Below are 13,754 nucleotides of genomic sequence, written 5' to 3'. Positions count from 1 at the left end.
GTAGATGTAGGGGTTCCCAGGTTCGCGGCCACACGTGTCATCTAGCCACCATTGTCCACACGCGACAGGACGAAACGCATCCCAGGCTGATCCGGGTCGCCGAGGTAGGACACGAGCACTGTGGAGAAGCCCAGCGGCTCGGCATAGAGATGACCACCTTCCGCGGAATCGGTGAGAAGAATGCGGGTCTCAGTCCCTGACTGCAGAATCGTCCATTGAACATCCCCCTGCAACCCTGTCGGCGGGAGCGGGCCGCCAAAGATCTCCGCGGTTCCGTCTTCACCAAACACTATCTTGGTCTTCGGCCCGGTCCCGGAAGATTCCCACACACCGACGACTTCCGCTCTTGTAACGGATACTGATCGGTTCAGCCACACAATCGAACCTATCAGCACTCCTGCGAGCACGACGGGCACCAACAGGAAGATCGAAATAGTGCGGATTCGACTCCACCCTTGCGGACTCATCTTAGGTAAACCGTTTCGTTCCAGATAATTTCCTGGCTGATATCCGCATATCCGCCTGCAGCCCAGTTGTAGAACTTCATGGGGCCATAGGGATAGAAATAATATGGACCCAACGGCATTGTCACGTTGCTCGGTGCCTGCGCGGGTGGTGCGCCGCAGCCGAGAAGGAGTCCATCTCAGCGACGAATCTGTCGTCCAAACTGCGATCTTCGGTCATCGGCTGCTCCTCGCAATCATTGGCGCTTGCACCGCTTGTTTGCGTCAACGTTCGATATTTTGGCGGGCGCATTTGCCGATCGACCGGGCGAGCGCTCATTTGACGAGGCCGGCCCAGACGCAAGCGAATGCCATGAAACCTATTGCGATGACGCCAAGTCCGTAGTTCCTCATTTCACGAACGCTCATCATTCGCGGAGTCTCTCCCCAGGGCTGTCCCCGATATCGGAACTTCATCCGCCATCTCCCCAAGAAGACCATGAGGCTACCCCACACGATCAGCAACGCTGCTGCCCCGTAAACGAGGAGTGCTCGTACGGTCATCACAGCCGACTTTCTCTGTGCATCATCTGATTGTCGAACCACGCCACCGGCCCCAATACCCAGATCCAATACTGGCCCGAACCCGATCCCAGACAGCTGCTATCACTATGGGCAGCGTCAGGGGCGCGAACTCGACGCCAATAGCGTGACGACATCGGCGCCGCAACCGGGTTCTTGCAGTGGAAGCGTCCTTCGCTTACGAGTCACGCGACGCTCACCTCCAGCATGCGCGACATAGTCACCGTGGCGAGGGTGGGAAGCTGTCACCTATCTCGACGCGGGAGAATAGCGCCTCGTCGACGACTATCTGACGCTCGCCGCCCTCTGTGGCAATGGTGAGCACGAAGCTCTTAGGAACCACCGCAAGCGGGCGAAGAGAGATGCCGCCTAGTGGCGCGCCCCCTATCGTCCCCGATTCCTGGGCAGTGCGCTTATTCGAGACGATTCCGCATACCCCAAGGGGTGAGGAGGCGTGGCGTCGCAGAACTTCCATTCGCCAGATTACAGCGCCCACGAAAACAGCAAAGAGCCCGAGTACTACGGCGACGTAAATCATGCGTGTGGCTCATTTCTCTCTAACCCCCGAGGTCTCACCCAGACGAGGACTGTGACTGTGATCGGAAGCAAGCTAAGCGCCATTCTCTGTGGACTTGCCATCGCCGACAAAATAAAGGCAATACAAAAAACAACTGATGCCCAACGCCAGAACCGCGTCTTCATCAATTTCCGGGAGCCTATGAGCGGGATAACAGTCCAGAGGCCGATGGCGACGAGAGCGCTAAACACAATCAGCACAATTGGCACGTAAGCGAACCCTGCTAGAACCGAATGGCCCCGCAACTCAATGGTCGAATTGAACCTTCTGACCACGTTGGACCACGGCTTGATTGCCAGGAGCCAGCACTCAATCGCAAGGTTGGAAGACGCGAGGACAACCAAAAGGATCCGCGCCGTGAAAATGGACCTGTGCGCAGGCGAGGATCGGTAAGTCGAATTAGTCACGACAGGCCTCCCGGCGGAGTCGGTCCCCATATTGTCCATTGCCCCGAGTCTCTTCCCGGGGCGACGATCACCGCGGGTGCGTAGCTCTTGGTCAGATAGTCGTATAGGTCACTGCCGAACGAGCCTACGTCTTGTTCGCTGATACTCCCTGTGTAAACCTCGCCCACGATAGTCACGCCGTCCCAGACCACGGCCCAAAGTTCAAGGGCCTTCTTGCCATCCACCTGACCGAATTCCCGGGCCGGCTTGGTCGGCAGATCTTTCAACCGATTGCAGAGTGTCGGCGCGATTCCGGCACCGCAAGTCTTCTTGCCGGAGCTGGCGATTTTCATTGTCGGGACGATGTAGTTGCTGTCCAGGTGGCGTTGCTGGATGCAGTCTTGCGCTGTCGGTCCCGTGGGCTTGGGCTTAATCGGCGTGACTCTCTTGGCCGGTATGTAGGGCGCCGGCGGTGGCGGCATTTTCACGTTGTTGTATGCCTGCACTGCTGGTGCGCCGCAGCCGAGGGGCAGCGCGTCGGAGCCGCCCGACCGGGCCGCGCACCGGTGCCCGTCCGGATCCAGATAACTGGTGGGGTTGTCGAACGCGTACCGGTACCGGGCCAGCGACTTCGGCTGTGTGAGCAGCCCCCGCCAACTGTCCGGGCTCGTCCAGGCCCCAGCAGCAGGATCGTACGAACGCGCGTACGTGTGGACGAGGTTCTGGGTCGGATCCTGAGCGTGCGCGGTGTATCCCTCCGGCGCACTCCACCCGCTCGTGTCGAAGTTCTGGCCGCCCCAGTCGTCGTACGACGCGAGTTGGGTGATGGAGGCGTTCCTTGACCCCGCGATCGTGGAGCCGAGACCATCCAGGAGGTCCCAGGTGGCGTCGCCGGTCGCGGTGACATGCTCAGCCAACGACCCCGCCGCGTCCCGGATCAGCGTGCTCGTGCCCTGCTGGTCCTTCGTCTGCACCACAGCGGAACCGTCGTAGGTGTTGGCAGTGGTGGCGGCCCCGTAGGCGGTCTCGTCGGTGGTGGCCGCGGTGCGGCCGAGACCGTCGTAACTGTAGGTGGTGGTGAGGCCCGGTCGCGTGACCCTGGTGGTCTGCCCGGCCGGGTTGTACCCGTACCCGGTGCTCACCCCGGCCAGGGACTGGTTGGTGCGTTGGCCGGCCCCGTCGTAGGAGTAGGTCGCGGTTCCAGCCGCGACACCGCGGCCGGCAGCGGACGTGGTCGTGCTGGTGAGCTGGTCGGCGTTGTTGAACGCCGCGGTCTGGGTGAAGTTGCCATCTTTGGCGCCCGTGCGGGTCCAGCCGACACGGTTTCCTGCGGGGTCGTAACGGTAGGTGTTCTTCTCCCCCGCCTTCGTGGTCGAGGTCGAGAGCCGGTCCACGCCGTCGTAGGCGTACGACGTCTGCGCGGCGGTCGGCTTCGACGTCGGCGTGGAAGGTGCGTGCGGAACCGTGGGCGGGCTGATCGTGCGGGTCGCCTGTATGAGGTTGCCGTCCTTGTCGTAGCCGTACTGGTACCCCAACGCCCCACCATCCGCGACCGGATTCGCCGGCGTGGGCAGGGTGCGACCGTCGAGGTAGGCGTCCGCATGCTTACACAGATTCGAAGCCCCCGCGGGCGCGGTCCGGGCACCGAGGTATCCGGCGACGGTGGTGCACGTGGCGGCGGCGGCCTTCTTGCCATACGGAACCGGGGCCGGAGTCGAGCCCGCCCGCTTCGCAGCGGCAGCTGCAGCGCCAGCAGGGGCCGGAGTCTGGTGCAGCACACTGGTCACCCGGTTGTCCGCGTCGTACCCATAGCTGGTCGTCACCCCGCTGGAGCGGCCGATCCGGGTGAGGTTCGCCGCGCCATCCCACCCGTACGTCAGCGACCCCCACGGGGAGGTCTGCGAGGTGAGGTTCCCGGCGGTGTCGTAGGTGTACGCCAGCTTCTCCCCGGTGGGGAGGGTCATCCCCGCGACCTGAGACGCCTTGTCATAGGAGGTGGCGAGGTGCCCGCCCCGCTGGTCGATCTGGGTGGTGGTGCGGCCGTCCTTGTCGTAGGTCCATCCCGACACTCCGGTCGGGTCGGTCATCGCGATGAGCTGCTGGTTCGCGTTGTACTCGTACGACGCCACAGCGCCAGCCTGGTTCTGGCGGGTGAGGTCACCGCGCTTGTCGTAGCCGAACGCGGTGGTCTGGCCGTTGCCGTTCGTCGTAGACGCCAGCCGCCCGGCCGGGGTGTACGCCCACGCGGTGGTGTTGCCGACCGGGTTCACTTCCTTCGTCGTCTGCCCCGCCGGATCGACAGCGTACGTCGTGGTGTGCCCGTTGGGGTCGGTCGTGGAGGTGAGGTTCCCGTCCGGGTCGTACCCGTACTCAGACACCACGTTCACATCCGGTCCCGGCTTCGCGCCGGCCGTGTACCCCTCGGTGACCTTCACGAGCTGCCCGGCCGGGTCGTACCCGTACACGGTCTGGTGCCCTTCCGGGTCCGTCGTCGAGGTCTGCCGCCCGGCCGCGTCCCACCCGTAGCCGGTGATCGCGCCGGTCGGGTCGGTCACCGACGTCTGGTTGCCGCCCTTGTCGTAGCCGAACGACGTGGTGTGCCCGTTCGGGTCCGTCACCGTCTGCGTCCGCCCGGCCGCGTCGTAGGTGTACGCGGTGCGGTTGCCTGCGGGGCCGGTGGTCGAGGCGAGCTGACCCAGCGCCGTGTAGGTGTACGTGGTCGCCCGGCCGAGCGGGTCGGTCACGGTGGTGACGTTACCGTCCGGGTCGTAGCCGTAGGAGGTGACCTCGCCGAGAGGGCTTGTCTGCGAGGTGACGTGCCCGGCCGCATCGTAGCGGTAGCCGGTGGTGTTGCCCTGCCGGTCAGTGACACTGGTGAGGTTGCCGTCGACGTCGTAGCCGAGGTCGGTGTGCTTGCCGAGGCCGTCGGTGATCCGGGTCACCCGGTCCATCACGTCGTACGCGTAGGAGGTGGACACGCCATCGGGGTCGGTCTGCTTCGTCAGTCGCCCCACCGAGTCGTACGTGTACGCCGTCTTCCCGCCGGTCGGGCCGGTGCTCGAGAGCAGGCGGCCGTCGCTGTCGTAGGCATTGGTGGTCTTCGCACCGGTCGGAGAGGTGGTGGAGGTGAGGTTGCCGACGCCGTCGTAGCCGGCGGTCCACACGCCGCCGTTCGGGTCGACGGTCTTCACCACGCGGTCGCGGGAGTCGGTGCTGTCGGTGGTGACCGCGCCGAGCGGGTCGGTGGTGGAGGCGACGACGTCCTCAGCGGTGTACCCGTATTTCGTCACTCCACCCGTCGGAGAGGTGGTGGAGGTGAGGTGGAACAGGGCATCCCAGGTGTACGTCGTCACCGCACCGGTGGGGTCGGTGAGCGATGCCAGGTGGTCGTTCGGCTCCCACCCGTAGGCGAATACGCCGCCGACCGCGTTGGTCGCGGTGACGACCCGGTCCCCGGAGTCCCAGGCGTAAGCGGTGGTGTGCCCGGCCGGGCTGGTCTGGGTGAGCATCCGCCCCGCCGAGTCGTACGTGTAGGTCGTCTTGTTGCCGTCGGGGTCGGTGGCCGAGGTCAGATTCCCGGGCGCGTCGTAGCTGCACGTGGTGGTCGCGCCGGACGGCTGGGAGACCGCGATCAGGTTCCCTGCACCGTCGTAGCTGTTGCTGATCACGGTGCCGTCCGGTTGGTGCACGGCCGTGATCGCGCCGGCATCGTTGTGGTCGTACGTCCACGTCCGCGCGGCACCCTTCGGGCCGCCGGTGTCGGTCTTGGTCGCCACCAGCCCGGTCGGCGTGTACGTGTACTTCGTCACGAGCCCGTCAGCGCCGGTCACGGCGGTGAGGTTGCCGAACGAGTCGTACCCGTAGATCGTTTTCGCCCCGTTCTCATCCGTGGAAGAGATGACGTTGTTCTGGGCGTCGAAGCGGAAGGTCGCGGTGGTGCCATCCGGGTGCTGCACCTTCGTGATCCGGGATGCGGTGTCGTAGAAGAACACGCTCCTGCGGCCGAGATTGTCCGTGTACGCCGTCTGCCCCACGGTGGAGTAGTCGAGGGAGCGTTCGTCGCCGGCCGCATCCCACTGGTGGATGATCCGCCCGGCCGCGTCGTACTCGTTCTTCAGGTAGGTGGTTCCGGTCGCGTCCGTTCCGGTCAGCAACTGGTGCGCGCCGTCGTACGTGAAGGTGTGGGTGCGCCCGTCCGGCAGGGCGATCTGGGTCAGGTCGCCTGCGGCGTTGTACGAGAGACTCCAATGGTCGCCGCCGGGGCGGGTGAATCCGACCACCCGGCCCTGCGCATCCGACTGCACGACGATGGTCTGCCCGGCGCTGTCGGTGATGCCGGTCAGCGGGACGAACTGATTCACATCCGGGTCCGCCGGCCCGTAGGCGAGGGTGGTGGTGTGGCCGGTGGCGTCGGTGTGCGAGACGAGCTCCCCGATGCCGTCGATGTCGGCGGCGTCGAACACCCAGCTCTCGCCTGAGACGTCGGTCAGCGTCAACCTCCCCGCGCCGGCCTCGGTCAGCGTTTGATGCAGGGTGGGGTCGGAGACGTAGCCGCCGTGCCCGTCGGAGGTGAACACGAACGAGGCGCCGTCACCGCGCTCGACCAGCACACTGCCGTCGATGAAGCGTTGCGCCCGTGCCCCCAGCCCGAACGACCAGCCGGCCCCCACCCGGGACGGGCGACCGTCCTGGCTGTTGTAGGTCAGCGTCACCTCGGTGCTGGAGCCGCCGGGGCCGGGGAGGCTGAACAGCTTCTCGTCCTCGACCAGATTCCCGGTGGAGAAGCTGAATGGCTCGCCGCCATAGGTCTGGTGATTCTGGTGACCCAGTTGCCGCCACCGCGCCAAGGTCGCCGCCGACGGCGCTGTCGGCCAGCCCCCGGTCGCCGGGTCGACGCAGCTGAACCCCTGAGACTGCAGATAGACACCGAGCCCCGTGAGCACACCATCCGCGATCGAGCCCATGCCGTTGTCGATCACCGGGCGGTCGTAGTTGTGGTCCATGAACAACGCTTCCAGGTGCGTGAGCGCACCGGGAACGCCATCGAAATCCGTTCCGGGGAAGTTGCCGTTGTTGCCCTTGTTCACCGCCGGGCGGCCCGTGTAGTTGGGCAGCACCCCGACCAGGGCGTTCGAGAGCGCGTCATCGGCGGCGCCGCCACGGGAATACAGCTGCGACCCGCCATCCGACGGCGATCCCCACGCGGTGCCCTGGTTGGTGTTGAACCCGATCCCCACCGTCATCGTCGGATTCTGCGCTGCCGCGATCCCCGCCCGGGTCGCCCGGGAGAGCATCGTGTCAGGGCCGGTGTTCGCGATCGCGACCGTCGCCAGACAGTCCGCCTCCAGCCGGGACTTCAGCGCTGCCGCCAACGCCTGGTTGTACGCCCACTCCGTCACCGGCGGGGCAGGCGTGGACGCGTGGCCTTCGTCATTGTCGGGGTCCAGCACCACAACCGGACGGGCCGGCACCGGGAACGGAATCCCGATCACCACGAACTGCGACAGATGCGTGGACTCCCCCCGCACCACGCCCGCCTTCGCGTCATAGAACGACGGCAGCGCGGTCCACGGCTCCCCTGCGGTCTCACGGGTGTAGATCTGCAACGTCGCAGGGTTCAGGTGGTTCGCCTCCACCAGCGCCAGATCCGGCTTCAGCTCGAGGCTGACACCGGGCACGACGTCGGAGACGACCGGGCCCTTGTCGCCACCACCACGGGTGTTGACCGCTTTCGGTGGGAACTGCGTCACCTGCTTCCCGTCGGGATCGGTGGCAGTGATCTGGACCGGGTCCGACACCGGCGTCCCGCTGCCCGGCCGCTCCGCCTTCGCCGCCCGCAACGCCTGAGTCGGCGCGGCCCCCACCGCCACGTCCAGGGCGGAATCGACCTTGTTGCCGGAGAACGTCGCCGACACGCCTAAACCGTCCGCGTCCACGGTGGACTTCTTGCCCGGATCGATCCTGCCGGTCGCAGTCGGCGCAGGGGCCTCGGTCTCGGCTTCGAGCCGGGCGCTCTGCACAGCAGCCGCCGCACGCACCTCCGCCAGCGTCGCAGCGGCAACTCGCCGCGCGAGCTCCTGCGGCGACGCTTGCGCCGGGGTGACGGTCCCGGCGGCTGTGAGTGTCGCCGCTGCGACCACGGACAGGACGATCCGCGTCGCGCGCCCGCGCGCGTTCACGGGGTCGAAAAAGCGCCCCCGCATGGTCCCCGGCCGCATCAGGCGGTCGTCGGAGCGTCAAGGGCGGCGGAAAGCAGCGGCCATCTGCGCCGCAGTACCAGACCGGCACCGATCAGACCGGCGGCCGCCGACGTGATCGCCCACAGTGCGATCGTGGAACCCGTATGCGCCAAGTCCGCCCCTGGCGTCACACACGCCGCCAACTCGATCGCATCGCTGATGCCGTCCCGGTCGTAATCCTCGTGTCCGCTCGCGCACGCCACCGTCCCGCAGATCACCACAGACGCCCACTTCGGCACCTCGTTCGCGTTCACGTCCCCGTTGCCCGTCGAACACGTCGCCGACCCGCAGACGATCTGACGCGCGTAGTCCGGGATCCCGTCCCCCACACCGTCTCTCGTCGGCGACGCACACGCGGTCGTGCCGCAGGCCATGGCCTCCACCCAATCGGGGATGCCGTCGGTGTCCCGATCCTCCCGACCGGTCGCCCCCGTCGCAGAACCGGTCACAACCCGTTCGACCACATCCGGGATCGAGTCATGATCGGCATCGCACGCGGCCACATCCCCCGTCGCCGGACACGGTTGATATTCGGCTGCGTGCACCGCCTCGTGCACCGCGGGCGCGGCCTGCGCGGCAGAGCCCGGCGCGAACGGCACCAGTGACAGCGAGAGCGACAGCGCCGCGAGAGACGACAAGAGAAAGCGCCAGCTCGACGGCACACGGAACGGTTGATGCACGCCGCCGAGACTTCCAGGAAACCGTTATCGGCTACCGGGCTTTCCGTCCGATTGCGTGCTTGATCGGCGAAACATGCGTACTGTCTCGTCTACCCCGCAGGGCATCACGGGGAGGAGCCGATGTCCTCCGGCCCTCCCCGCGGTCCCTGCTGCCGCGCTCACGCCGCGTCGGGCACCGCCACGACCTTTCCGCGGAGGGTGCCGGCGGCGGCCTCCCGGTGCACAATGGGCAGGTCGGCGAGCGGCACGCGACGCGCCACCTCCACCCGCAGCCCGCCCGCGTCGACCCGGCGCACGAGCTCGGCGAGCTGCGCGGCGTCGCTGCGGACGAAGACGACCACCGAGCGCACGTCGCGCCGCGCGTCGGAGGGCGCCGGCATCCACGCCGTGGTGCTCACGACCACGCCGCCGTCGCGGACGCGGGCGACGAGCGCGGTGAAGGCGTCGGGGTCGATCGGCGCCAGGTTGAGCAGCACGTCGACCGGTTCGGTGACCGCGCCGAGCACGTCCGTCGTGGTGTGGTCGATGACCTCGTCGGCGCCCGCCGCCGCGACCGCAGCCGCGCTGCGCGGGCTGGCCGTGGCGATGACGTGCGCCCCGGCCGCCTTCGCCAGCTGGACGGCGTACCCGCCGACAGCGCCTCCCGCGCCGCTGATCAGCACGCGCTGACCGGCCTGCAGTCCGCCGTCGTCGAACAGCGCCTGCCACGCGGTCAGCGCCACCGAGGGCAGGGCCGCCGCGTCGGCGAGCGGGATGCTCGCCGGGGCCGCGACCAGCGCCTCCGCGGGAGCGATGACGTACTCGGCGGCGGCACCGTCGGCCGCCATGGGGAGGAACCCGATCACGGCGTCGCCGACGGTCAGGCCGGTCACGCCCTCCCCGAGCGCGTCGACCGTGCCCGAGACGTCGTAGCCGGGGACGTGCGGGAGGGTGACCGGGATCGCCCGGAGCACTCCGCTCCGGATGCCGTTGTCGGCCGGGTTGAACGCGACGCCGGCCACGCGGACCCGCACCTCACCCGCGCCGGGCGCCGGCACCTCGACCTCGTCGATGCGGAGGACCTCGGGTCCGCCGAACTCGTGGAAACGCACTGCCTTCATGGCTCTCTTCTTCCGTCTGCTGGTGCTCCATTTGCTTCGAATTCGAAGCACAAAACGAGACGATAGCACTGCTTCGAATTCGTAGCAACCTATACTGGAGACATGAGCGAACCGACGCCGCCGGCCCTCGACCGCACGCAGCTCGGCGCGTACTTCGCGCTGATCGAGGCAACGAGCCTCCTGCGCCACGCGGTCGAGCAGCAGCTGCGGGAGGCCGGGGACCTGAGCTACGTGCAGTTCCAGCTGCTCGCGCGGCTCGGCGACGCACCCGACGGCAGCCACAGCATGACGGAGCTGGCCGACGGCGTCGTCTACAGCCGCAGCGGGCTCACCTACCAGGCGGGACTGCTCGAGAAGGCGGGTCTCGTCACGCGGGCGCCGTCAGCCGACGACGAGCGGGCGACGACGGTGACGATCACCGACGCGGGCCGCGGCGTGCTGGCGAAGGTCTTCCCAGGGCACATCGAGACCCTGCAGGAGATGCTGTTCGCCACTCTCGACGCCGACGGCACGCGGGAGCTGGAGCGCCTGCTCACGCCCGTCGTGGATCACATGCGCGCGCTGCCGCCGCGGTCGGCGAAGCGCCGTCGCGCGGGTTCGCGCTAGCCGAGTTCGCGCCGGCTCAGGACTCGCCGCCGACGGCGGGCTCGCCGACGAACTGGTGCGACTCGGAGGCCAGCTCGGGCCAGTCCTCCTCCTCGGCGATGCGCACCCAGGCACCCTTCGGCTCGCTGCGACCGGCGGCGACCGCCTGCGCGACCTCCCGGCCCACGAGGTCGTTCGCGCGCTCTTCGGGCAGGTCGACGGCGAGCTCGACGCCGTCGAGGTAGGCGAACAGCCTCCCGCGCACGTGGAGCCCGGTCGCGGTGACCGAGACGTCGAGGTCGGGGTCCTCCAGCAGCTGCGCGGCGAGCAGCTCGAACGCGGCGACAGGGCTGTCGGTCATGCGGTGTCCTCTCGATGGGCGCGGGCCGGTGCCGCGGGCTCTGCTCCATCCAACCGGAAGCGGAGGCGGGGCGCCAGGGCCGTGACTCAGTGCGTCTTCACCGGGTGCAGCGCGTTGCTGAGGGTGCAGCCGGCCTCCCCCGCCTCCAGCGTGATCTTCTCGGGGCGCCAGACGTGCACCGCCCCCGCGGCGTCGCGCTTGCCGACCCAGCAGTCCTTGGTGCCGGAGATTCCGACCGCCGCGCCGAGAACCGTGCCCTCCGCGCCGCTGTCGCGGGTGAGGTGCGCGCCCGTGACCTCGTCGCGGCGGACCTGGTCGTCGGGGAAGGCCGCCTCCAGCCCGTCCGCGAGGCTGCTCGAGTCCGTCGCGTCGGTGAGCACGGCCGTGAGACGGGCGGCGGCGTCGTCGGGCAGAGCAGGAGGAGGAGCGGGCGACGGCGGAGGCGAGGGGGCGACCGGCGGGCAGGTGACCCCGTCGACGGAGGTGCGCCTCCACTCGAAGAAGGCGTACGTGCGGAAGGCGAAGCACCCCGCCCAGTCGCCCTCACCCCAGCTCTCCGCGCCGAATGACGAGCTCTGCGCCTGGACGTGGGCGCCGATCGACAGCACGAACCGGGCGCCGCCGGCGTCGCGGGTCATCCCGTCCCACGAGACGGCGTCGACCGTGAGCTCGGCGTGCGTGTCGGGGTCCATCCGCCCTCCCGAGCCCGACACGTCGGAGTAGCGGTAGGCGAAGTCCGACGCCAGCACGTTGCGCGGGCGCGAGTCGTCGATGGCCTTCGCGATCCGGTCGGCCTCCGCGCGGGCGGCGTCGTGCGCCACGTCGTCACCGGATCGCGGGCCGGCCAGGCCGGCGCAGGCGGTGAGCGCGGCCAGCAGCGCCGCGGCGAGTACGGCCGTGAGCGCACGGCTGCGGGCGCCCCTCCACGTCATCCGATCCCCCCGATCGTCGTGCGACCAGTATGCCGGAGGCACCACGAACGGGTCGGATACGCTCGGACGACACCGACGATCGACGGAGCGGCATGCAGACGACACCCGCGGCGACGCCACGAGCAGGCGCCTTCCCGTATGAGTCCCAGTGGGGCGACGTCGCCCTGAACGCGCCGCTGATCGAGCACGGCGCCGACCCGACGGAGCACTTCGACTGGCGCGCGGAAGGGTACGCGAGCGCGGACGACTACCGCCTCTGGGCCCGCAACGTCTGCGGACTGGCCTGCCTGCGGTCGGTGCTCGGCGCCTGGCGCGGGCAACGGCCTCCCATGCATCGGCTCGTCCTCGGGGCACAGTCCGCCGGCGCCCTCGTCCGCGAGGGGGAGACGGTCGGCGGGCTCTACTACCGGCCGTTCCTCGCGTGGGTCCGCGCCGAGTTCGGCCTGGTGGGCGAGGTGGCGGAAGGCCCCGCCGCCGAACAGGCACTCCTGGAGGCGTGCGAGGACCGGGTCTTCGTGGCATCCGTTTCGCCCGAAATTCGCTACCCCGATCGGCCGAACGCGCGGCGCGGCGGTCACCTCGTGCTCGTCCACACCGCCGACGCCGACAGCGTGACGTTCCACAATCCTTCGGGCGTACGGGAGACCGCGGAGAACGCCCGGCTCGACGTCGCGACCTTCTCGCGCTTCTTCGCCGGTCGCGGTTTCACGCTGACGCGGGAGGGCTGACGCTCCCCCTCACGCCGCCAGGTGGAACGTGCTCGCGAACCTCCCGAGCAGCTCCCCCGGCCCGTGCAGCACCTCCACCACGCCGGTCTCGATCGCGCGCTCGGGCGCGAGCTCTCCGGAGAGCAGCCGCCGGATGCCCGGGCCGGTCGCGAAGGCGAGGTCGGCGCGGCCGGGCGCAGGCACCGCCTCCGCGCGCACGACCTCCAGCGCCGGGCCGTCGACCGAGATGAGGAGGTCGGCGCCCGCGCCGCCGCCGATCCGCGCCGCGTAGGCGGTCGCCGGCAGCTCGGCCGCGACACCGGACCGGAAGGCGGTGCGCAGGGCGATCGTCATCGCATCGGGCGTGATGATCTGCGCCTCCCTCGGCTCGCCCAGCGCCTTGAAGCCCCAGGCGCCGAGGGCGAGGACGACCGGCTCCAGCTCGCGGCCGTACTCCGTCAGCTCGTACACGATCACGCGCGAGCGCGGTGCGCGACGGATGATGCCGGCCTCCTGCAGCTCCTTCAGCCGGGTGGCGAGGATGTTGCTCGGGATGCGCGGCAGCCCCTCCGCGAGCTCCCCGTACCGGCGCGGACCGACGAGCAGGTCGCGGACGATGAGCAGCGACCAGCGCTCGCCCACGAGCTCCAGCCCGCGGGCGATGCCGTCGTACTGCCCGTACTCGCGTGCGACCACCGGGCCTCAGCCCTGCTGCTGCTCGGCGTACGCCTCCGGGCCCTGCTGCGCGGCCTGCGGGTCCATCCAGCCGAACTCGAGGATGTTGCCGTCGGGGTCGGCGAGCTGCCGCTGGTACATGAAGCCGTAGTCGGAGGCCGGGCGCTCCTCCACGCCGCCGGCCTCGATGCCGCGTGCGACCGTGGCGTCGACCTCCTCGCGGCTCGGCGAGAACAGCGCCACCGCGACCGAGACGGTCGACGACGGGTCGCCGATCGGGCGGTCGGAGAAGGTCTGGAAGTACTCGCGAGTGACGAGCATGAAGAAGTTGTGGTCCTCCTCCACCACGACGCAGGCCGCGTTGTGGTCGGTGAAGAGCGGGTTGATGGTGTAGCCGAGGGCCTCGTAGAACGCCTTCGAGCGCTCGAGGTCGGTCACCGGCAGGTTGACGAACATCATGGACATCGTGGTCTCCCCAAGGTTGGCG

At 68.6% G+C, this 13,754-nt stretch carries 11 protein-coding genes; 2 read left to right on the top strand and 9 right to left on the bottom strand.

Annotated features, from left to right (window positions below; all coding sequences use genetic code 11):
• Positions 1-41: 41 nt before the first annotated feature.
• The 5 genes from P5G50_RS05475 to P5G50_RS05455 all read right to left on the bottom strand — a co-directional run bounded on the left by P5G50_RS05475 (position 42) and on the right by P5G50_RS05455 (position 10,007).
• Positions 42-416, bottom strand: coding sequence for a hypothetical protein (locus P5G50_RS05475; RefSeq protein ID WP_301210322.1), 375 nt, complete (start codon positions 414-416; stop codon positions 42-44).
• Between the two features lie 829 nt (positions 417-1,245).
• The gene (locus P5G50_RS05470) at positions 1,246-1,563 is read right to left on the bottom strand and encodes a hypothetical protein (RefSeq protein WP_301210321.1); all 318 of its coding nucleotides are present in this window, start codon (positions 1,561-1,563) and stop codon (positions 1,246-1,248) included.
• Positions 1,564-2,005: 442 nt separating this feature from the next.
• On the bottom strand, positions 2,006-8,128 hold the full coding sequence (locus tag P5G50_RS05465; protein WP_301210319.1) for an RHS repeat-associated core domain-containing protein: 6,123 nt from the start codon (positions 8,126-8,128) through the stop codon (positions 2,006-2,008).
• A gap of 77 nt (positions 8,129-8,205) precedes the next feature.
• Positions 8,206-8,907, bottom strand: a complete 702-nt coding sequence (locus P5G50_RS05460; protein ID WP_301210318.1) for a hypothetical protein — start codon at positions 8,905-8,907, stop codon at positions 8,206-8,208.
• Between the two features lie 158 nt (positions 8,908-9,065).
• A complete protein-coding gene (locus tag P5G50_RS05455; protein ID WP_301210317.1) occupies positions 9,066-10,007 on the bottom strand; it encodes an NADP-dependent oxidoreductase in 942 nt (313 codons plus the stop codon).
• Between the two features lie 102 nt (positions 10,008-10,109).
• On the opposite strand from P5G50_RS05455, the gene P5G50_RS05450 reads away from it, so the two are divergent.
• A complete protein-coding gene (locus P5G50_RS05450; RefSeq protein ID WP_301210316.1) occupies positions 10,110-10,613 on the top strand; it encodes a MarR family winged helix-turn-helix transcriptional regulator in 504 nt (167 codons plus the stop codon).
• A 16-nt stretch (positions 10,614-10,629) separates the two neighbouring features.
• Here P5G50_RS05450 and P5G50_RS05445 read toward each other — a convergent pair whose 3' ends face one another.
• Together P5G50_RS05445 and P5G50_RS05440 are read right to left on the bottom strand one after the other, a co-directional pair.
• Positions 10,630-10,953: a hypothetical protein gene (locus P5G50_RS05445; protein WP_301210315.1), complete on the bottom strand. Its 324-nt coding sequence runs from the start codon at positions 10,951-10,953 to the stop codon at positions 10,630-10,632.
• Between the two features lie 86 nt (positions 10,954-11,039).
• The gene (locus tag P5G50_RS05440) at positions 11,040-11,885 is read right to left on the bottom strand and encodes a hypothetical protein (protein WP_301210314.1); all 846 of its coding nucleotides are present in this window, start codon (positions 11,883-11,885) and stop codon (positions 11,040-11,042) included.
• Between the two features lie 92 nt (positions 11,886-11,977).
• On the opposite strand from P5G50_RS05440, the gene P5G50_RS05435 reads away from it, so the two are divergent.
• Complete coding sequence (locus tag P5G50_RS05435) at positions 11,978-12,613, top strand: hypothetical protein (RefSeq protein ID WP_301210313.1); 636 nt, start codon at positions 11,978-11,980, stop codon at positions 12,611-12,613.
• A 9-nt stretch (positions 12,614-12,622) separates the two neighbouring features.
• On the opposite strand, the gene P5G50_RS05430 is transcribed toward P5G50_RS05435, so the two are convergent.
• Together P5G50_RS05430 and P5G50_RS05425 are read right to left on the bottom strand one after the other, a co-directional pair.
• Complete coding sequence (locus P5G50_RS05430) at positions 12,623-13,288, bottom strand: winged helix-turn-helix transcriptional regulator (RefSeq protein WP_301210312.1); 666 nt, start codon at positions 13,286-13,288, stop codon at positions 12,623-12,625.
• Between the two features lie 6 nt (positions 13,289-13,294).
• Positions 13,295-13,732 carry a VOC family protein gene (locus P5G50_RS05425; RefSeq protein ID WP_301210311.1) on the bottom strand — a complete coding sequence of 146 codons (438 nt, stop codon included), beginning with the start codon at positions 13,730-13,732 and terminating at the stop codon, positions 13,295-13,297.
• Positions 13,733-13,754 lie beyond the last annotated feature (22 nt).

Source organism: Leifsonia williamsii (assembly GCF_030433685.1).
Lineage (GTDB): Bacteria > Actinomycetota > Actinomycetes > Actinomycetales > Microbacteriaceae > Leifsonia > Leifsonia williamsii.
The sequence above is the reverse complement of the archived record's forward strand: the minus strand, read 5'-3'. Positions and strand labels throughout refer to the sequence as shown.